This is a genomic window from Aquimarina algiphila (assembly GCF_947494415.1).
Classification (GTDB): domain Bacteria; phylum Bacteroidota; class Bacteroidia; order Flavobacteriales; family Flavobacteriaceae; genus Aquimarina; species Aquimarina algiphila.
Map to the genome: position 1 here is coordinate 257524 of NZ_CANLVC010000001.1, position 22392 is coordinate 279915.

At 35.2% G+C, this 22392-nt stretch carries 11 protein-coding genes; 7 read left to right on the forward strand and 4 right to left on the reverse strand.

The window, feature by feature from the left end; genetic code table 11:
• The first annotated feature begins 4 nt into the window (after positions 1 to 4).
• The 7 genes from PQF96_RS01120 (at position 5) to PQF96_RS01150 (ending at position 7781) form a co-directional block, all read left to right on the forward strand.
• On the forward strand, positions 5 to 1696 hold the full coding sequence (locus PQF96_RS01120) for a GMC oxidoreductase (RefSeq protein WP_271764806.1): 1692 nt from the start codon (positions 5 to 7) through the stop codon (positions 1694 to 1696).
• A gap of 11 nt (positions 1697 to 1707) precedes the next feature.
• Positions 1708 to 2343, forward strand: a complete 636-nt coding sequence (locus PQF96_RS01125) for a gluconate 2-dehydrogenase subunit 3 family protein (RefSeq protein ID WP_271764807.1) — start codon at positions 1708 to 1710, stop codon at positions 2341 to 2343.
• Positions 2344 to 2367: 24 nt separating this feature from the next.
• Positions 2368 to 3366: a sugar phosphate isomerase/epimerase family protein gene (locus PQF96_RS01130; RefSeq protein WP_109436592.1), complete on the forward strand. Its 999-nt coding sequence runs from the start codon at positions 2368 to 2370 to the stop codon at positions 3364 to 3366.
• 3 nt (positions 3367 to 3369) lie between these two features.
• The gene (locus PQF96_RS01135) at positions 3370 to 4599 is read left to right on the forward strand and encodes an MFS transporter (protein WP_271764808.1); all 1230 of its coding nucleotides are present in this window, start codon (positions 3370 to 3372) and stop codon (positions 4597 to 4599) included.
• A 148-nt stretch (positions 4600 to 4747) separates the two neighbouring features.
• Positions 4748 to 5893, forward strand: coding sequence for a Gfo/Idh/MocA family protein (locus PQF96_RS01140; RefSeq protein WP_271764809.1), 1146 nt, complete (start codon positions 4748 to 4750; stop codon positions 5891 to 5893).
• A gap of 4 nt (positions 5894 to 5897) precedes the next feature.
• Positions 5898 to 6950, forward strand: coding sequence for a sugar phosphate isomerase/epimerase family protein (locus PQF96_RS01145; RefSeq protein WP_271764810.1), 1053 nt, complete (start codon positions 5898 to 5900; stop codon positions 6948 to 6950).
• Positions 6951 to 6971: 21 nt separating this feature from the next.
• Entirely contained in the window at positions 6972 to 7781 is an 810-nt protein-coding gene (locus PQF96_RS01150; protein ID WP_143917458.1) for a 3-keto-disaccharide hydrolase, read from the forward strand.
• A gap of 94 nt (positions 7782 to 7875) precedes the next feature.
• On the opposite strand, the gene PQF96_RS01155 is transcribed toward PQF96_RS01150, so the two are convergent.
• The 4 genes from PQF96_RS01155 to PQF96_RS01170 all read right to left on the reverse strand — a co-directional run bounded on the left by PQF96_RS01155 (position 7876) and on the right by PQF96_RS01170 (position 21976).
• Positions 7876 to 8646: a T9SS type A sorting domain-containing protein gene (locus tag PQF96_RS01155; protein ID WP_271764811.1), complete on the reverse strand. Its 771-nt coding sequence runs from the start codon at positions 8644 to 8646 to the stop codon at positions 7876 to 7878.
• 87 nt (positions 8647 to 8733) lie between these two features.
• Positions 8734 to 15258, reverse strand: a complete 6525-nt coding sequence (locus tag PQF96_RS01160) for a T9SS type A sorting domain-containing protein (RefSeq protein WP_271764812.1) — start codon at positions 15256 to 15258, stop codon at positions 8734 to 8736.
• A 12-nt stretch (positions 15259 to 15270) separates the two neighbouring features.
• Positions 15271 to 17373, reverse strand: coding sequence for a fibronectin type III domain-containing protein (locus PQF96_RS01165; RefSeq protein ID WP_271764813.1), 2103 nt, complete (start codon positions 17371 to 17373; stop codon positions 15271 to 15273).
• A complete protein-coding gene (locus PQF96_RS01170) occupies positions 17366 to 21976 on the reverse strand; it encodes a hypothetical protein (RefSeq protein ID WP_271764814.1) in 4611 nt (1536 codons plus the stop codon). The genes PQF96_RS01165 and PQF96_RS01170 overlap by 8 nt, the downstream gene beginning before the upstream one ends.
• Positions 21977 to 22392 lie beyond the last annotated feature (416 nt).

Consider the following 22392-nt stretch of genomic DNA (forward strand, 5'->3'; position numbering starts at 1 on the left):
ATTTATGGAAAAAGAACCACAATATGATGCAATCGTCGTAGGAACAGGAATTAGTGGCGGTTGGGCCGCCAAAGAACTCTGTGAAAAAGGGCTAAAGACCTTAGTTCTGGAACGTGGTCGTATGGTAAAACATATCGAAGATTATACTACGATGAATAATGATCCCTGGGATTCAGAATTTAAAGGTAGACCATCTAGAGAAGACGTAAAACAACAAGAGAAACAACATCGCACGGGGTATGTAACCGATAAAGAACACAGCCACTTTTTTGTAAACGATCTTAAACATCCTTATAATGAAACTAAGCGTTTTGATTGGATACGAGGATATCAAGTTGGTGGTCGATCTCTTATGTGGGGACGACAAAGTTATCGATGGAGCGACATAGATTTTGAAGCTAATAAAAAAGAAAATATTGCCGTTGATTGGCCTGTGCGATATAAAGACATCGCGCCATGGTATGATAAGGTAGAAGAATTTATTGGAGTCAGTGGTGAGAAACTAGGATTAGAACAATTACCTGATGGCCAATTTCTACCTCCAATGGAACTAAACTGCGTAGAAGATCATTTAAAATCAAATATCTCCCAAAATTACAAAGACCGATTATTAACTATTGGTAGAACAGCACACATCACAGGGACAAAGACTTTTGAAGGTCGGATGAATTGTCAATTCCGAAATCGATGTATGCGAGGTTGCCCATTTGGCGCTTATTTTAGTAGTAATTCCTCTACTCTTCCTGCGGCAGAACGAACAGGAAACATGACTTTGCGTCCAAACTCTATTGTACATCAAGTATTATATGATGATGTAACAGGAAAAGCCACTGGAGTAAAAGTAATTGATACAGAAACTAAAGAAACTATAGAGTTTACAGCAAAAATTATATTCCTATGTGCTTCTGCAATAGCATCTGCAAGTATTCTAATGCAATCAAAATCAGAACGTTTCCCTAACGGAATGGGGAATGATTCTGGAGAATTAGGCCATAATATTATGGATCACCATTTTAAAGCTGGAGCTTTTGGTGTTACTGATAATTATCAGGATAAATACTATAAAGGAAGAAGACCAAACGGAATTTATATCCCCAGGTTTAGAAATATTGGAGGTGAAACGGATCAAAAAACATTCAAACGTGGCTATGGATATCAAGGAGGAGGTAGTAGAAATGATTGGAGAGAATCAATAGCAGAATTAGGTTATGGAGCAGAACTTAAAGAGAGCGTATTAAAACCCGGGAAATGGCAAATAGGATTACAGGGATTTGGTGAATGTTTGCCATATCATGATAATAAAATGACTTTGGATTATGACAAACTGGATGAATGGGGATTACCTACAGTCACTTTTGATGCAGAATTCAAAGAAAATGAACTTGAAATGAGAAAAGATATGGTTAAACAGGCCATGGACATGCTCAAAAAAGCTGGGTTTGAAGATGTAAGACCTTGGGATGATATCGGAGGAATAGGATTAGGAATACATGAAATGGGAACTGCAAGAATGGGTAATGATCCAAAGACATCTGTCCTTAATAAACATAATCAAATTCATGCTGTGCCAAACGTGTATGTAACCGATGGATCTTTTATGACCTCAGCTAGTTGTGTAAACCCATCACTTACATATATGGCGTTTACAGCAAGGGCAGCAGAACATGCTGCAAAACAAATTCAGGAAAACGCTTAATTCTATAGATTATGAACAGAAGAGAAGCCTTAAAAAACATTGGGTTATCAGCAGGTTATATTGTTGCTACTCCTACACTGCTTAGTATATTACAAAGTTGTACCAGTGAAATAAAATTAACATGGATACCTAAATTGCTTTCTGAAGATGAAGCAAAAGTACTTGATCAAATTGTCGATCTTATTATTCCAGAAACTGATATTCCGGGAGCCAAATCATTAAATGTCCCCATGTTCATTGACAGTTATATGAATGCAGTAGCAAAAGAAAAAGATGCTCAAATATTTAAGAAAACTGCTGATTATGTAATGAAAGCGTTAGGAGTAAATGAAGATAAACCCGTAAAAAAGATTAAGATCGAAGAATATGATGCTCTTCTAACAAAATATCTTAGATCTTCTAAAGAACAACAAGAAGCATATCAAAAGGAAATGTCGCAAGTAAAAAATCCTGATGATTTAAGTAACGCTTCTAAAGAAGCAATCATCTTTAATTACTTATCTGCTGTGAGATGGTTATCGATTTGGGGGTTTAAAACTACAGAAGAAATTGGCGAGAATGTACTTGCTTATGCTCCTGTACCAGGAGAACAAATTGGGTGCGACTCACTAGAAAAATTAACCAAAGGCAAAGCCTGGTCTCTTTAATCATGAGACTTTAAACCACAATTCATGCAACACACCATCTTAAAAGGGCTTATCGTATTTATGATCCTAAGCTCATGCAAACAAAATACTTCAGAAAATACAGAAACTCAAAAAGAAGAAGAATCCACCACTATGGAAGTTTCATCACAAGAATCCAAACCCTTTTTCAAATTATCACTAGCACAATGGTCATTACATAAAGCTATCAAATCAGGAGAAATGGATCCTAAGGATTTTGCTCAAAAAGCAAGTGAATTAGGTTTTGAGGGGATAGAATATGTTAGTCAGTTATATAAAGAAGATCTTAAAAGTGACCCAAATCCAGAAAAAGCGATGCAACAACTTTTGGAAACTTTAAAATCAAAAAGTGAGGAATTTAATATTCAAAATCTAATCATTATGGTTGATGGTGAGGGAGACCTAGCAGTTCTTGATGAAAAAGAACAAAATGAAACCGTAGAAAATCACAAGAAATGGGTAGATGCAGCACAATTTTTGGGTTGTCATTCTATTCGCGTGAATCTATTTGGCACTAATGATCCAGAAAAATGGGTAAAGGTATCTGTTCATGGTCTAGTTAAACTTTCAGAATATGCTGCATCCAAAAATGTTAATGTTATTGTAGAAAATCATGGATACCTATCTTCTAACGCGGCTATGTTAGCAGAAGTAATGCAAAAAGTTAATAAACCCAATTGTGGTACATTACCTGATTTTGGTAATTTTTGTTTAGAGCGTAAAGACGGTGAACGTTGGAGTACGAGTTGTATTAAAGAATATCCTAAATATCAGGGTGTAGAAGAAATGATGCCTCATGCTAAAGCAGTAAGTGCAAAATCTTATGATTTTGATAGTGAAGGTAATGAAACTACAATCGATTATAGAAAAATGCTGGAGATTATAAAAAAAGCTGAATATACTGGTTTTATAGGAGTTGAATATGAAGGAGAACGTCTTGGTGAAATTGAAGGTATTACTGCGACTCGTGATTTATTAATCAATGCGTCCAAAAACCTTAACTAAGATATGAGTACAATTAATAAAACGCAGCTTTTTACGGCGAGTTGCATTGCTCTTGTAGTTACGGCAATGACTTTCGCAATTCGCGCAGGTATTTTGGCACAATTAGGAACAGAATTTCGTTTATCTGATACACAATTGGGATTTGTAAATAGTATGGCTTTTTGGGGGTTTCCTATTGCAACTATTTTTGGAGGTTTGGTGTACAATAGTTTAGGTCCAAGAAAATTAATGATAATTGCTTTTATCTCACACCTTGCAGGATTACTACTTACAATTTTTGCAAGTGGATTTTGGGGGCTATTGATTTCTACACTATTTATAGGTTTTGCAAATGGATCTGTTGAAGCTGCATGTAATCCCTTAATTGCAGACATGTATACCAAAAACAGAACTACAATGCTCAATAAATTTCATGTTTGGTTTCCAGGAGGTATTGTTATTGGTGCTTTAGCCTCAAAATTTATGACCGATATCAATTTAGGATGGCAATTACAAATTGCATTAATGCTAATTCCTACTTTACTATATGGAGTTATGTTTTTCAAATTGACTTTTCCTAAAAATGAAAATATTGTATCCGATACTTCAGTGAATATTAAAAACTTATTTACCCCTTTATTCGTTTTCATTGCTATATGTATGACACTTACAGCAACTACAGAATTGGGAACCCAGCAATGGGTAGAACGTATTTTGGGGAGTTCTGGTGCCAGTCCTATGCTTATTTTAGCGATGGTAACTGGATTAATGGCCGTAGGACGTTATTTTGCTGGTCCTGTAATTCATAAACTTAATCCCACGGGAGTTCTTTGGTTTTCATCTATAATAGCCACTATTGCTATTTACCTAATGTCAAATGCTACAGGATCAATGGTTTATATTTCTGCTATTTTATTCGCCATTGGAGTTATGTATTTCTGGCCAACTATGATAGGATTTGTAAGTGAATATATTCCTAAATCTGGAGCTTTAGGCATGTCAATAGTAGGTGGAGCAGGAATGTTTGCCACCGGAATATGGCAACCAGTTATAGGTTCCTGGTTAGATACTGAAAGGGCAAAAGCACTTTCTTCTGGAATGACGCCAGAATCAGCTGAACTTGTGGCAGGACAAGCGACTTTAGGCAATATAGTATTCTTTCCATTATTGTTAATACTATTATTTGCTATACTTTTTTTCACTCGTAAAAAATTAGAATCAAGAAGAGTACCTCAATTAGATCATGAAAAATAAACCAATTAAGCTATAAAATGAGACATTTAGTTCGTTTCTTTTAATACCATATTTTGTATTTTTCGTATTCAAAATCATGTAATATTAGAGTGAATATCTTATTACATAAAAAATAGGAAAATTATTTATTACACCAACAATAACGTAAATGAATAAAAAATTAAAAATGGGAATGGTAGGTGGAGGAATCGGTTCCTTTATCGGTGATGTCCATAGAAAAGCTGCAGGTATCGACGGAATGATATCATTAGTTTGTGGAGCTTTTTCTAGTAGTGAAGAAAAAAGTATAACTTCTGCAGAAGCTATCGGAATATCAAAAAATAGAGCTTATGGTAGTTTTGAGCAAATGATCAAAGAAGAAGCTAAACTACCAGAAGATGAACGCATGGATTTTGTAGCGATCGTTACTCCCAATCACATGCATTTTCCTCCTGCAAAAATGGCTCTTGAGCACGGTTTTCATGTAATTTGTGATAAACCTATGACCTTAACCCTGGAGGAAGCTGTTGAACTTGAAAAAATTATAGCTGCATCTGGAAAAGTTTTTGCGTTAACTCATAACTATACAGGGTATCCTATGGTTAAACAAGCCAAAGCTATGATTGCTAAAGGTGATTTGGGAACTATTCGTAAAATCAATGTACAATATTTGCAAGGATGGCTCTCTACTGCCGTAGAAAAAACAGATCATAAACAAGCAGCCTGGCGTGTCGACCCTAAGCGATCTGGTATTGGTGGAGCTCTTGGAGATATTGGAACTCATGCAGAAAATCTGGTTGAATACATCACCGGAACACAAATTACAGAACTTGCCGCGGATCTTTCTGCTTTTGGAGAAGGTAGAACCCTTGATGATGATGGCAATGTCCTTTTACGATTTGCAAACGGAGCAAAAGGAATAATGACATTCTCTCAGATTGCTACTGGGGAAGAAAATAATCTCGGAGTAAAAATTTATGGTACCAAAGGTAGTATCGAATGGTATCAGGAAAACCCAAATGAATTGGTAGTACGTTGGTTGGATCAACCTAAACAAGTATTCACTCCAGGAGGTAACGGTGGATATCCCGAATCTTCTGATTATGTACGTATTCCTGCAGGACACCCTGAAGGATACCTTGAAGGCTTCGCTACCATATATAGAAGTTTTGCCAAAGAACTCTTATTAACCAAAGAAAAACAACCCTCTGCACAACATGATTTCCCTACTGCCAAAGATGGTGTACGAGGAATGAAGTTTATTTATGCTGCTGTTGAGAGTAGTCAAAATAATGCACGTTGGATAAAAATGTAACAACATGAAAACAATCAAAGGTCCTGCTGTATTTCTAGCACAATTTATGGACGATAAAGCTCCTTTTAATTCTTTAGATGGATTATGTAAATGGGCATCAGATTTAGGCTATAAGGGGATCCAGATTCCTACATGGGAAACACGACTTATCGATCTAGACAAAGCCGCTGAGAGTCAAACTTATTGTGATGAGTTAAAAGGACAAATTGCCAATTACGGATTAGAAATAACCGAACTTTCTACCCATTTGCAGGGACAATTGGTAGCTGTACATCCTGCTTATGATTTAATGTTTGATAATTTTGCACCTGATGATTGTAAAAACAATCCTAAGAAAAGAACTGAATGGGCAGTACAACAAGTAAAAAATGCAGCTACCGCCAGTCGAAGGCTGGGTATAAATGCTCACGCTACGTTTTCGGGAGCTTTGCTTTGGCATACTATGCATCCATGGCCACAGAGACCTCCCGGTTTGGTCGAAATGGGGTTCGAAGAATTAGCTAAACGATGGCTACCTATATTAAATCATTTTGACCAAGAGGGTGTTGATGTTTGCTATGAGATTCATCCAGGTGAAGATCTTCATGATGGAATTACTTTTGAACGTTTTCTGGAAGCTACAGGAAATCACAAACGTGTAAATATCCTTTATGATCCAAGTCATTTCGTTTTACAGCAATTAGATTATATTGAATACATAGATCACTATCATGAATTTATTAAATCATTTCACGTAAAAGATTCTGAGTTTAACCCTACCGGAAAAAAAGGAGCTTTTGGAGGATATAGTGACTGGGTTGACCGTGCTGGACGATATCGTTCTTTAGGAGATGGACAAATAGATTTTAAAACCATATTCTCCAAGCTTACACAATATGGATGTGATGTTTGGGCAGTAATGGAATGGGAATGTTGTATTAAATCTCCTGGACAAGGAGCTCGAGAGGGAGCTATATTTATTCAAGATCATATTATAGAAGCTACTCAGAAAGCATTTGATGATTTTGCTGGAGCAGCTATCGATAAAGATCAACTAAAAAAGATATTAGGATTATAACCAACAAAAACCCGCACCACAATGAAAAAATTAATCTACCTCCTTTGGGTACTTGTAATAACATTATCATGTAACAAAAAAGCAGATACCATTATTGTTGAAGATAAAGTAGAAAATGATAGCAAAAAAGAAGAAATCGTAGAAACACCAAAAAAGGAAATTACTGATCCTAAAGAAACCGAAGTTTGGGAACCTGAACCAAAAGTTATTTCTTTTAATGATAACAATATTCCGTCTGATGCTACTGTATTATTTGATGGTTCTAATCTTGAAGCCTGGATGTCTGCCAAAGATTCTACTGCAGCCGCATGGACCCTTAATACTGATAAAACAATGACCGTAAAACCAGGAACCGGAGATATCCAAACTAAGAAAAATTATGGTAGTATTCAGTTACACTTAGAATGGAGTGCTCCAGATGTTATTCAAGGTGAAGGTCAGGGACGCGGCAATAGTGGAGTATTTTTTCAAAACAAATACGAAGTGCAAATCTTAGATAGTTATCAGAACAGAACCTATGCTAATGGTCAGGCAACTGCTGTTTACAAACAGCATATCCCATTGGTAAATGCAACAAAAGCTCCTGATCAATGGCAAACTTATGATATTATTTTTCATGCTCCAGAATTTAATACAGAGGGTAAAAAAACAAAATCAGGTACATTTACTGTAATTCATAATGGTGTGTTGGTACAAGATCATGTAGAGATTCTTGGATCTACAGAATATATTGGTCCTCCAAAAAATGAAGCTCATAATAAAGGACCTATTAAATTACAGGATCATAGTAATTTGGTGCAGTATCGTAATATTTGGGTTAGAGAACTTTAGCTTTTTAAAGATCTATGATGTGAGTTTCAATACATAATAACCTCACAGATTTTTAAAACCCGTGAGGTTTGGAAGCTACGAATTTTAAATTATACTATTCTATAATGAGTTTTTTCAATTGTTTTTTTCCACCTGATTCAACTTGAACCAAATAAAAACCAGATTTTAGAGGATAAGAATTGAATTCGAAAACATATTCTGTATTTCCTGATTTCACCTCTTCAAATACTTTTCTCCTATCTAACAAATCAAAGATTTGAACTACTACAGGAGTTAGTTCTTTTGAAGAAATATTAATACTAAACTTACCATCCAGAGATGGGTTCGGATACATTGATGTTTTAAATAATTTTGATTCTTTATCACGTTGATTACTCAATATATTTTCATTTTTTTCAAGTAAAAGAATACTTTGATTTGATCTAATGGCATTTGTAGTTTGAACAACAGTTATTGTTGCAGAACCATTATTTATTCTACTTTCATAAATTTCATTTTTTGTAAAAACCTGGTGAAACGATGGAGAACTTACATTTACCAACTTTTCACTTGACCTAGAACTTCTACAACTCCCGAAACTGCTTCTCCTTCTGGAAACAGATCTAAACTTTACTCCCACTAAACGTTTATTTTCACTATATACCTGAGAAAAAGAATATGTTCTATTTCTAAACTGACCTCCTGGCTGATTAAACAAAAAGTCTTCTGACCCATCATCGAATATGGCTTTTATCCATTTTAAACCATTATTATTAGAACCGCAAGAAGATGGCCCCGAGCCAATATATCCACTTACTATCAATTGATAATCTTGTGCAAATGTGTTACATGCGATGAATAACATCAATAATAAAAATTTTCTCATGCTTTAGGTTTTAAGAGATTTATAAAAAAATTATTTGATTTGTTCTTTGTACCGAATATTATTATTTTAAAAATGATTCTATTCTTACTATTCAATAATTAGTTTTCTAACTTGACTTGCTGAAGATGTTTCTAATAAAATGAAATATATCCCTGAGGGTAATACAGACATATCATATTCAAAAGTATATTCTTCGTTTCCATCACCGGCTCTAGAATCTATAAGCGTATTATTAACTATATTAAAAATCTTTAAGTTGATTGGTTGTGATTTTGATAAATTCACATCTACTGTAAATCTTCCGGTAGTTGTAGGGTTTGGATATACTAGATAATCAATCGAGCTTTGGATATCGACACTATCCTCATCACCTTCTCCTCCTTCTCCATCGATTTCCTTTTCTACAACAATCACAGTTTTTGTCGTTGTAGCTGTACACAATCCTCTATACGTCTGTAGCATAATCTCATATTCTCCAGGTGTCTCAAAAATCAACTCTGCATAATTATCATCTTCATAGGTAACTTCTGCTTCCTCTGGGAATATCCAATCTAAAGTATCAGGTATAGGATCACTATTGTCCACTATAACAAATTTTTCTCCAACAAATACTTGAGTTGAAGCAATGAAATTTGCAGAGATAACTTCGGTAGTAGTATCTATAAAAATACTATCAGATGCTTCACACCCTTTAGCGTCAGTAACCAGAACATCATAAATACCTGCTTCACTAACCTCAATTGTTGGTTGATTACTGGTAAAACCATTTATTGACGTCCATTGATAATTGGCGTTTGGATCATTTATAGTTGCATTTAATACTATGGTTTGCTCAAAACATAAAGTAATGTCTTCCCCTAGATTTACAATTAATTCATCTGGGTTGCTTAGGATAATCTCTCTTCTCATCTCACAGCCTTTGACATCGGTCACAATAACATCATACGTCCCCGCACATACTACTGTTAAATCTTCTGTTGTACTGCCATTACTCCACAGATATGTATAAGGAGTAGCTCCTCCTTGTACACTGATATTAATTATTCCATCACATCCACTATAACACGTTGGGACTGTTAATGTTTCAGTAATTATTAATGGTTCTGGTACGTTAACAGTAACTTCTTCTGTTATACTACATCCTCTTAGATCTGTAATTTCTACACTGTATGTCCCTGCAACAATATTTTCTAAACGGTTTGTTGTATTTCCAGTACTCCATAAATAACTAAATGGACCTGTTCCTCCATTTATTTGAGGAATTATTGTCCAATCATTACCATCACCACAATTCACATAATCTGTATCAAAATTCACACTTAAAACATCTGGTTGTGTTAATCGAAATGTAGCACTGGTTACATCTGTTCCTGCCGCATCTGAAACTATTACATAATACTCCCCTGCAAGAATTCCTTCTAGTAAAAATCGATCCAGACCAATTGGAGTATTATCTTCTGCGTTGAACCACTGGTAATTATATTGTTTTGCTGCATTAAAAGGTACTCCTCCTTCTACAATAGCGCTCAAACTACCAGAGGAATCTCCGAAACAAGCAATTACATTTACGTGTTCTATATTAACTTGTAAAACCGGAGGTTCAAATAGATCTACATTATCAATAAATAAGACACACCCATTAGCATCTCTAACGGTTAAAGAATACCCTTCTACTCCAATATTACTAAGAACATTGGTTGTTGAAGATTGTAGTTCATTACTAAAATTTCTCCATTCATAAATATAAGAAGGTACTCCTCCTCCAATAGTAACCGTTATACTTCCATCTCTTGCCCCACTAGAAGAAGGTGGTATTCTAACTATAGCTCCATTCACAAATAATCGTGGTGGTTGAGTTACTTCAATTTCTCTTTGGAGTTGGCAATTATTTGCATCTGTGATTGTTACGATATAATTCCCCGCTCTTAATGAAGATAAATCTTCTGTTACTTGTCCATTACTCCATCGATATGAGTAAGGTGCTACTCCGCCAGAAACGCTAATATCTATACTACCATTAGCATCTCCTCTACAAACTACATTATCTACATTCTCTATGATAGATAGTATTTCTGGTTCTATTACTTCATAGACATAATCATCTGTATTACCGTTTTCATCTGTTACTACAACAGTATATATACCTGCTCTGACTCTGGTTGTAACAGGAGTTGTGAAAATCACTTCAGTTGGCTCTCCTTGCTCAAACCATTCATAAGTATATGCCCCAATACCACCCTGCGTTGTTGTACTCAAAGGAATTACGGTCTCTTCTCCAAAACATTGCACTCCTTCATCTTCAGAAATTGGTATAATTTCAACAATAAGCTGATTAGGTTCTGTTATCTCTCGAGTAACCGTTGTTGTACAATCATTCTCATCTGTAACTTCTAAAGTATATATCCCAATAGATAGGTTATCGATATCCTGGGTAGAAGCTGTATATGTAACATCTTCTGAATCTGTCCAGGAATATCTGTATGGCGCCGTTCCTCCTCTTACCTCGAGAGATATACTTCCGTTTCCTGTTTTGAACCCTGTTAAGTTAACCGGAATAACATCATATATTTCTAATGCTGCATCTGGTTGTCCTATTACAACAGGTTCACTAAGAGACGTTGTACACAAATTATCATCGATAACAACAACCTCATAAGTTCCTGCTGTTATATTTCTCAGATCTTCTGTTGAAGATTGAAAATCAGCGTCTTCTACTTTTGTCCACCTAAATGTATAAGGAAGATATTCTCCTGTATCTTCATCAACAGGACCACCTGTAACCGTTATATCAATGGTTCCTGTGTCTTCTCCATAACAAAGTATCTGCGTTGGGGGACTTGAAAGGGTAACCACTAAATCTTCTGGTTGAGTAATTTCAATTGTTGTTTCATCACTTACTCCTGTTATATCGGTACTCACTACTCTATATATTCCTGCTGGAAGATTATCTATACTATTGAGGGACAAATCTGTATTTATTGGAGTCACTGTAGTACCTTCTATGCGATACCATTGGTATTCGAAATCAGAAGGAACAGATACAATAGGAAAACCACCAGTAACAATTGCTCGAAGTTCTCCCAGACTATCTCCATGGCACAAAATGGGATTATCAATTTCTATACGTACTACCATTGGATCAGGTTCTATAACCCTAAATGTCCTGTTTTCTGTACAATCATTATCATCTGTTACTACAACGGTATAAGCTCCAATTGATAGGTTATCAATATCTTTTGTCGTTCTGTTAAAAGTAGCATCGTTTTCTTTTGTCCATACATAACGATAATCGCCAGTACCTCCTGTAACTTCAATAACCAAACTCCCATCAGAACCTCCAATAGTTGTTGCCGGGGATATAGTAACCGGGGTGATCACAATTTCCTCTGGTTGTGTAAGTGTTATCGATTGCGGAGTTGTTATTTCACAATTATTCGCATCTCTTAACCAGACTTCATAATCTCCTGATATCAAATTTTCTATTGTAAAATCAGTAAGGTCATCCTCTGAAATATAAGTTAATCGATTATCTATAGAAAAGGAATAAGGTCTGGTTCCTCCTTGTGGATTTAGAACAATTCTTCCATTACTTCCATTATAGCAAGAAATATTATCTCCTCTTGTAATTGACAAACTTAAAACATCAGGCTCTGTAAACGTAACACTCGCATTGTTAAATGTAAACCCATCCTCTACACGTACACTATAATTTCCTTGTTGAACATTATTAAATACCCTCGATGTTTCTCCATCAATTATTGCTCCGTCTCTAAACCATTGATAAGTATACGTATTTGATCCTCCGTTCACGACTGCAGATAAGGTTCCTCTTCCTTCAAAACATTGAATAGGGTTTGTTTCTTCAATAGATACTAAAAGTCTATCGGGTTGTGTAATCTCAATTCCTGATGAACTCACTTCACAATCACTTACATCTCTCACTATTGCTACATAATTACCCGCAATCAAAGATGAAATAGATACACCCGTATCTGCAATAGGAGTTCCATTTCTTTCCCAACGTACAGTATATCCTGGGTTTCCTCCAACAATACTAATCTCTATTTCTCCCTCATTATCTCCAAAAATATTATTTTGAACTACATTATCAGGAGTAATTCTAATCTCTGAAGGCTGACTTATAAAGCGTCTATCTGAAATTTCAGATAAACAATCATTAGCAACTCTATCTCTTACTCTAAATAGGTATCCTGTGGTTGTATTTGCATCTAAAGCAAATACATTACCGTCCTGCCAGGTCGTTGTTGGTCCCGTCCAAAGTGCATATTGGTATGTACCAGTTCCTCCTCCTGTAGCTGTGATAGTTACTCTAGACTGTTCCCCATAACATGTTATTGGTTCTATATCTATATTGGTAATTGAGATCGGTAGTGGTACATTATCAAACTGAATATTAGTTTGCTCTGCTCTCCCTGATCTATTATCTGTAACCAGTACTTCATAAGTACCTTGCCCTGCTTCAAAAGGATTTCTTGAAACATAACTCGCAGCGCCTTGTGCTCTCCATTGAATTCTGTAAGGAGGATACCCTCCTTCAATATCAATCGCGGTAAGTATTCCATCCCTTGCATCAGAACAACTTGGGTCTTCTTTTTGAACTCTAAATGTTACTGGCTGTGGATCTGTTATGGTTGGTAAACTAATTACAGGATTTATCGTACATGTGGCTGCACCAGTATATCTAATTTGATGATTTCCTGCCGGGAGGTCTTCAATATCATATCCTCCAGGAAAAGCCCTTCCTATTATTGTATTAGTCGCTGAGCCATTAATCAATACTTCATAATTATAATATGCAGGACCACTTCCTGTGATTGGAACCCCTCCTACAACACTTTGTATACGAATCATCCCATCTCTCGCTCTCGGAGCACTTGGTTGTATAATACCATTGACAGCAATAGTGTGTGTTATAGGATCCATTTCCTGTATAAGTACAGAAATACTTTCATCTCGATCAGATGCATTCTCTTTATCAAGACATCCTCTGGAATCTCTTACTTTAACATTATATGTCTGAGGGGATAAATTTTGAACTACATGAGGAGTCCTTGGTAATGTGTTCCAAGTTGCTCCGTTATTCAAGCTGTATTGATACGTACCAGACCCTCCTGATGCGGTAATTCTAATTTGACCATCATTTTCATCAAAGCAGGTTTCATCCTGAGCTGGTGTAGCTGTAAATCGTACTCGTTCTGGAGCTCTGACTTCAAAGAAATAATGAAATAATTCACATAAAGGAAGTAAACTTCCGTTCGCGGTTCTGCTTCCCGAAATTTCGATAGCATATTGTCCTTGTGTAAGATTACCACTCCATCGATAGGTATTAGTAGAAGTATTAAATCTAGGATGTGTATTTGTAATTCCTGTATTATTCCCAGCATCAATCCTATATCTGGAATTTACAAGGGCTAAATATTGATTTTGTGTTAATGCTTCTTGTGCTGGTGTTTTAGGATTCGGAAGAGCTGTCTGTCCTTCTGCTAATTTCTTCAAACTAATACTTAATACTTCTCCACTATATATAGTACGATCAAAAGGTATTGTAAATCCTGCATCATCAGAATACGAACATGTTGGTTGTTCTACACTTGGTGTTGTGGATATTGATGGTGCAGCAGGAAGATATTGTACCGTAACTACATTGGTTTCTTTACTAAATAATGGACCGCAAGCAAAATCAGTGTTCAATCTAATATTAATAGGTTTTCCTATAGCTTTTTCTCGAATTGGTAATCCACTTGGATCTAATGGATCTATAACATTATCAAACATATCCTCTAATCCAAGCGATATACTAGGGTTTCTTCTAAAAGATGTTAGTGTAACCCATCTATTTATTGGCACTATTTCTTCTTGTGGCCCTGTATACGCGTTTAAAGCAGCTCTTGCCTGATCTAAGGCATATTGAGCTCGACCTCTACATTCATTAAACCCAGGAGGGCATGAATCCAATGTTTGTTGTGCTCTTTCTACTGCTCTAACCAAACTTCGGTATGCAGCTGTCTGTTGCTGTATTAGTGTTACAGTATCAAAAAACTCCCAATCATAAGCATCAACAGGAAGGTTATCAGGATTCGTCGTAATATCGATATCAGAACCTATACATATACTATTAATAGAAGTAGCAGGGGTTCCATCTACAAAAGAGATATCTATATTGGGTTCTATGGTAATAAACATATTTCCCCTTCTAAACCTTCTTTCTAAAAAATCGTCTTTTTGATAACGTCTAGCAAAGCAAGGAGTAGAAACATCAATAAATTTTGTATCATGGTAGCTACGACTACAATCTCCAAAACTATTTCTATCTCTCGAAGTCGATCTAAACTCCAGACGAACTATTTTATTGGATTCATTAAAATTTACGGTATAATCAAAATCCCGATTTAAATAGCGTCCAAAATCATGAATTGTTCTGGGAGCACCTCTTTCATAATGTACTATTATTCTCTTTAAACCATTACTATTACTTCCACAACCTGATCTACCTTGTCCTACGTATCCATCTATAGTCAAAGTATAGTCATCTTGTGCTATCGTAGAAAGTATACTAAAAAATAGTATCAGTAGAGTAAATATTTTCTTCATACCCATATCTCTTTAATACGTTACTTCAATTTGTTTAAAAGGAGACTTCGTCCCTGAATCAAATACGGCTTGTAATATGTATGTATATTTGGTGTTGACCCTTAAGTTTATATCAAAGAACCTCTTTTCCTGCTCTTTAAAAACTTTGTACAATGTTGGTTTTGTTTCTTCTTCTGCTCTATACAAAAGATATTCTACCACATTATTTACTCCATATTTCCAGCTTAGTGTAATTTTTTTCTCTTCCCGATTTACCAAAGCCAAAAACTTATCGATTTCTGGTTTTGTTTTATTATCAGGTAAACTTATAGACAAAGGCGTTACGGGTTCTGACTCTAGACCAGATTCATCCATAGTAACCAATGTGTATAAATATGTTATTGTAGGTTTTGCAGTTGTATCGTTATACTTATTCTCTGGAATATTTGTTTCTGCTACGAGTACCCAAGGCGTATCGCTTCCCTTTTCTTTACGATACACCAATGTTTTTGCTGCATCTATACTGCTACTTGTGACCCATTGTAATGCAATCACTCCGTTATCTGCTTTAAAAGATTTAAAAACTGGTTTTGTAGGCGGAATAATATCGGGTTTCCTAAGCATTAGTATTTCAGAAAAACCAGAAGGATTATATCGCTTATCAAACGCCTGAACCTTATAATAGACTTTTGCATTAAGGGTTTTGATATTTACTGTGTCTATAATTTTATTTTGTGGCGTCGGACGGAAAGTAATTTGTGTAAACTCCTCATTCTCCAAATTTGCTTTAAACACTCGATATCCTAAAAAATCTGATTCGGTATTCGCCTGCCAGTTTAACGTTACAACACCTGTAGAATCTATTACTCCAGTTAAACCATATGGATTGTTAGGCGGTGTATCATCAACAGGTTGTACCATTTGTGGAAAAGAAACTCTCCTTGTACCATCGGCACCAACAGCCGTTATCGTAAAATAATTAATTACATTAAGATTCTTAAACTCTATGCTTCTGGTTTCTTTTGAGATATTAGGTACAACAACTTTATAACCTTCTTTGATTAGATCAGATCTATTTAGCTCAAAAGAAACAATAGACTCCAAGCCTTCTTCTGGAAATTCCCAGGTTATTCTTGCGGTACTATTATCAGCCAATAACTTAGCTTCTTGTATCGCTGGGTTATGTTGTAATTTTTTTCTTCCTTTTCCAGAAACCACTGTTGAAGAAGGACCTATTTGTCCAAAAGGAGAAATGCCTTTTAATCGATACTGATATTCTTTATTGTTTTGAGGTAACGTATCGATATAAAACATTCTATCAGAAGGTTCTTTCTCTCGTTCGCTTAAGTTTGCTATTGGAACATCCTCCAAAGCATTAAATGTTTTTCCGTTATCCTCAGATCGTTCGATAATATAGTTTGTATATTCTCTTTTTAATAATGTAAAGTTCCAACTTAACATTACGTTTTTATCTCCAAAAATTCCAACAAAATCCTGAGGTTTTGGTAAAGGGCGGTAATCATTCAGCCCAAGATATACTCCTCCAAACTTGACTTTCATTTTTTCTGAAGGGATTGCTGTATATACTCTATACAAATACCGTTCATTTGGTTTTACCTCTGTATCCACATAGGCTAATCCAGCATATTTTGCTACTTCATAATCCTGATCGGCCGCAAATAAAGTAAAAGAAAAACGTTGCTCTAATGCTTTTGCCTGGTTGATAATACTCATGATATCATTACCTCCATCTTCTAATTCTACGTCAAAGCTTTCTCCATAAATTGCTTGAGCTGCAATTGCTGCATTGTCGTTTTTATTTACAAAATCCTCCCATTCCATCATAGGTTTTGGTACTAATGGAGTTACTGTAAGTTTTTTTACAATTGGTTCTTTCAATATCTCTTCCCCTATGGCTATCGTTTTACGCTCAATTACATATCCATATTGGTTTGCTCGTTTCCATGCTAAAGGGGTATTTGCAGCCCAACGTAACATAATCGCATCTTTTGTAACTGTTCCTATAACCTTAACAGCCGGTTCCTGATCTCCAATAGGTTCTTGCGCAATTCCTAAAATCGGAAAACAAAACAATATCAACCCTATGATGTAACTGTATTTTAATTGCTTATTCATATAATGGATTATTATATTTTACAATATCATTTCCTCCATTTTTTACCTGTCCTGGTAATACATATTGAAGTTTTGTCTTATATTTTCCTTTTCTCATTATAGGAAAAGGGTCAATGATTAATGCCTTATATTTTGGCATTGTCTCCCATGGTAAATCAGAACTTATCAGTTGATATCTCAAATCTTCATAGTCCTGATAATAATAATGTGTAAGATTATAGCGGTATGGGTTATATACATTAATATCACTGGTACGGTCATTTTCTAAATATGTTAAGTACCAAGACATTGGTTCTACCCCTTCTAATGGAGGAACACTTATTTTGTCTGTATCTCTGGACACTGTTATAGTACCTTCTATAGGATAATTTTGATATAATAATGGGTAAATTTGATTTTGATAATATGAATTATCCAAAATTGCCCTTGCTACTACGAGCGGTTTGTTGCCAGAAAATCTATTTCCTACCAATTCAACCAAGTCAAAAGGTTCTAATGAATTAATTCCATTCAATAATGTTAATCCATAGGGATAAGTTACGTGCCTGTACAAATCTTTATTGGTTTTCATGGCACTCATCTTTTTATCAAATGTTGTGTATTCACTTGTTGCAAAATCAAAAGTTAGCAATTCACGTTCCTCCCCTTTTATAATTACCTCTTCTGCTTTTCTGGATTTGATTTCTACTTCATTTCCTGATTCTCCATCTAGTGCCTGAGTCGTATACGATTCTTTTATATTATTGGAATTATCATTTTCTTGAGGTACTAATTTAATCTTGACATTATACGCTGTAGTTGTAGACATCTCCTTTGGTAAATCAAATATCACTTGTCTATTAGCAGCATTATAAATGAAGTTTTTGTTCATCCCTGCTCCTGTATCCGATTTCATTACCATCGTTTTATTCCAATTTGGAACCGCATCGAATAAATAGGATTGTCCTCGTTTTAAATTAATATATCCTTTATCATATTCTTTGGTAAAGAAATTCTTTTGATGAATGGTCGGATACATATAAGCAATATTGCTTAGAGGTATTGTTTCGGGAGCTTCTCCAGTAGTAAAATTAACCTCTTTGGATTCGATAGATACCTTACCATCATCCATGATAGTCTCCCATTTTCCGTTTATTTTTTCTTCAAAATGTAATTGTACATAAGCCTTTAGGCTAGTATTAGGAGGTAAAATCTCATGCGAATAGAAAACAGCAATATCATTATTATTATTCCATTCTATCTCTCCAACGATAGGTTGTCCTTCTTTAGTGACTTCTAACTTATCCATCAAAATTCGGTATTTACGATCTCCTGTATCATCAGGTAATTCAAATACTCTATTAATTTGTAAGTTGAAAGGAACTTGAGGAGCCGCAAATACATCAACTTCTGTTGCTCCTTCTTTTGGTGCCATTTCTCCTATGACCACAATCCCATCAAGAGCACTGCCTCCGACTATTTCACATTTATCTCCCAACTCTACTTTAAACCTAAAACGTCCTTTTATCAGTCCTCCCAATAAGTTATATTTTCCACCGAGATACCCTCTAAGCCAAACTGGATTTGGTAGTCTTGCTTGCATCAATACAGCACCACCGCCAGCGAATATTGTTATTTTTTTCCTCTTTCCAAATAGTTTGAATTTTAGCCCAACCTCTCCCTGTAAATATGCATATGCTTGTCCGTTGGCATACCACCCATTGAGTCCTATTTGTTCTGAAGATCCTTTACAATGTGCATCTCCATAATCTTTTAACATAATATCAAAACCAACTCCGGCATCAAAACGTGCATAAAATATGAGGAATTTTAAATCTCCTGTAGACATACTCCAATTGGCCCCAAATGCTAATCCTTTGCCAGCTTCTAACATATTAAGGTCACGAGTATAATCGAGTTTTGAGACATCTACTCCTAATATATTAGCGACAATATCAGGAGGAGGGGGACTTCCTGGTAGCCCATCTCCCATCATAAAATAACTTTCGGTTCTCATTTTCACGATACCCAAATTCATTGCAACTCCTACCGGATCGCTTGGTGTTCCTATTAAAATATGCCATTCATCTGGGCCGACATAAAAATCCATCCACCCAGCTCTGCCATTAGGTCCTACTCCTTTCAGGATTCCGAAATTGATATAAAGTTCTGATGTCGCATGAAAAATATCATTTACAAAATCAAACTTTATAAATACATTTGCTGCCATTGCTCCTTCTGGTTGATATGCTGGGAGTATAGGATTATTCCCTTGAGAAATTACTGCTAACTTGTCTGCTAGTTTTTCATAAAAATCTCCAGGTATACTGGTGATCATCTCCCCTTCTCCTTTAAAGTAGATTTCCTGTAATCCTCCTGAATTTAGGAATGATATTCCGAATTCTAATGAGCCATGAAATAACTCTTCTGATCCGGTGGTTATAAGTCCGACAGAAGCTTTTAAACCAAAACCATTTTCTTTATATGGTTCATATATTACTCCAGAAGTTGATGCTCCTATTTGATTAAAAGCTGCATCTTTTTCATGCGTTACTCCTGCCATTTTCATATGGTTATAAAACCCTCCTCCGAATGAATTTATAGAAAAAGCTGTAAAAATAGGAATCCCAGTAGGTAGCGTTACCTGCGCATCGGCAAACCAATATCTAAAATCTTCTTTACGACCAAATAGTGCTTTTGCTTCTACTTCTAATTTCATTCCTACGCTGAATTTGGCTCCAACCGCACCGGCAAAGCCAGTACCATATGTTGGATCATCTTCAAAAATAAATATGGCTCCTTTGAGTTCCATTCCGGCGACTTCCATCTTAACAAAAACTCGCTCTAAGCGAATGCCATCATATTTCCATTTATCTCTTCCGTCACGATCTTCTAATTGTGCTTTGATCGCTAATTTTGCTCCACCGCCATTACCACCATCACTCTCTGAAGTCAAGTTGATATTAAAATCAAATACCAATTCTGCACGATCCCCAGACGGAGTTCGTAGTCCTATTTCATTAACAGTAATCGGAAAATTAGCTACGCTCATCTTTCCTCTATATCCAAAATAATCAACAGAAAACTTTGGTGATTCTGTTTGCAAAAGCATATTCTCAAACACAATTCCTTTAAAATCTACCGTTTTATCTCCTGATGATGATTTATTAAGCCCTGATTGGATGCTTACGGATCCGTTAAGATTTGCTTTAGGTCTAAATTTGCCTTCTTTCACCTTCATTTCTACATATGAGTCTTTGGTCAAAATCACTTTAGCACTCCATACATCAAAATCAATATCATTTGTATTGGTTACTCTAAAACTATATTCATCTGGCTGGATAATAGCAGCATATTTTAATCGGTCTTCTTTTGATACGGGAAGAAGTAATTCTCCTTCAAATTCTCCTGCTTTTAACCTATTAGTTTCTATATCCAGTAAAAAACGATCTAAAGAGAATTGCCATTTTGAAGCTGAACCTTCATCTATGGTTAGAATATTTTCTCCTTCAAACTTTCCTGTAACTCCTTTACCATCAATAATTAAGTTTGATGCTCCAAAAGAAATGCGTTTATCACTATTATTTTTACGGAATGCTTTGGGTAAAACAACTTCCAGCGTATTGATATACACTCCACGCCATAATGTTGGGTTTTCATTATAATATTTAGCCAGGTAATCTTGTGGCATAGCAGCATCATTACGCAAATCGCTAAAATCAAATATGGCCGTATTCAATTTAAATGTGGTTCCTTCAAGACCATGAATTCCGAACTCTGGAAGTGAAATATTAACTACGATATCATTCCAATCACTAACTACCGTTTTAAAATTTCCTTCTACATACCCCAGTCTTTCTTCACCATTTTCATCAACTGGATATAACAAACCATTAGAGAATTTTAAATCAGCATCTACTCCTAACTCTTTGAATCCAGAACAATCGATTAATGCATATGTACCAGGTTGTTCGAAACTACCATTAAGTGTTACCACCGCTTTACCATCATTAATATTAAAGGTAAACTGCGATATTAAGTTAAGTTTTGCATCCCCAATAATACCTCCTTCATGCGAGAGTTTTATATTAGACCCTCCTAATATCAATACTCCTCTAGCTGTTTCTATCTTGAGAAAAGCAGTAAGTTCTGTATACGCTGGTTTAAAAACAGCTTTGGCAATCCCAACCGTATATTTTACGTTACTGATTTCCATCGGGCGTATAGCCACCGGCAATTGCCCTAGGCTACTATCAGAAAGTAAATCGACATAATTTTGAGTTTGATCAATTGTAGTAAAGACATTATTCGCCATATCCAGCCATTTCTTATTCTGTAAAGAATCGACGGTATTAAATTGAAACCCTTCTTTAACTTTTAACCGGGTAGATTTTTTTACTACTACCGGAGTATCAAATTGCTCTAACGATTTAAATTTTCGAAAAGTTTTAACTGATTTTGAAGGAGAAATTATTTTATTAGCAGTAACGCTATTGTTGTTGTGTATACTATCTTTTATTGATTCAGTTTCTTTGTTCACTGAACCATAAATGTTCTTTGCTAACAAACCTGTTGTAAACAAACAAAAGCATAAGAATAATAGAGATTGTATTGGTTTATTCATGGTTTAAGAGTACTATTAGAGGCAATACAACATAAAACAAAAGTTATTTTATGTATTCTTGCTATCACTTACTAAACTATGGTACAAGTTTATTTATAATACAGATGAAAAAAATCACGGTTTTCAGTGAATTTTGGTACTTTATAAATTTTGAGTCATTTGGCTAAAATTTGTTTTGTTTAATCTTGCGATAATTTACCTGCATTTTTGTTTTCTTAAATGGAATGTAGTGAAGTCATTAGATTAGATATCGTTAAAAAATTATCTAGCCTTCTAGAAACTTTTGATAAGATACCTATACAAGAAAGACAGGTAAACTGATTTCTTTAGAAAGGACTAAGTGTTCAAATATTTAGAAGAAACTCTTTGAATTTTTAAAAAAACATATGTTATTCGCTATTAATTATATTATTAAA

Bases quoted from the DNA above. Each gene is read 5' to 3' on its own strand.
- PQF96_RS01150 (WP_143917458.1), top strand. From the start codon at position 6,972: ATGAAAAAATTAATCTACCTCCTTTGGGTACTTGTAATAACATTATCA.
- PQF96_RS01145 (WP_271764810.1), top strand. From the start codon at position 5,898: ATGAAAACAATCAAAGGTCCTGCTGTATTTCTAGCACAATTTATGGAC.
- PQF96_RS01120 (WP_271764806.1), top strand. From the start codon at position 5: ATGGAAAAAGAACCACAATATGATGCAATCGTCGTAGGAACAGGAATT.
- PQF96_RS01135 (WP_271764808.1), top strand. From the start codon at position 3,370: ATGAGTACAATTAATAAAACGCAGCTTTTTACGGCGAGTTGCATTGCT.
- PQF96_RS01155 (WP_271764811.1), bottom strand. From the start codon at position 8,646: ATGAGAAAATTTTTATTATTGATGTTATTCATCGCATGTAACACATTT.
- PQF96_RS01160 (WP_271764812.1), bottom strand. From the start codon at position 15,258: ATGAAGAAAATATTTACTCTACTGATACTATTTTTTAGTATACTTTCT.
- PQF96_RS01125 (WP_271764807.1), top strand. From the start codon at position 1,708: ATGAACAGAAGAGAAGCCTTAAAAAACATTGGGTTATCAGCAGGTTAT.
- PQF96_RS01170 (WP_271764814.1), bottom strand. From the start codon at position 21,976: ATGAATAAACCAATACAATCTCTATTATTCTTATGCTTTTGTTTGTTT.
- PQF96_RS01140 (WP_271764809.1), top strand. From the start codon at position 4,748: ATGAATAAAAAATTAAAAATGGGAATGGTAGGTGGAGGAATCGGTTCC.
- PQF96_RS01130 (WP_109436592.1), top strand. From the start codon at position 2,368: ATGCAACACACCATCTTAAAAGGGCTTATCGTATTTATGATCCTAAGC.
- PQF96_RS01165 (WP_271764813.1), bottom strand. From the start codon at position 17,373: ATGAATAAGCAATTAAAATACAGTTACATCATAGGGTTGATATTGTTT.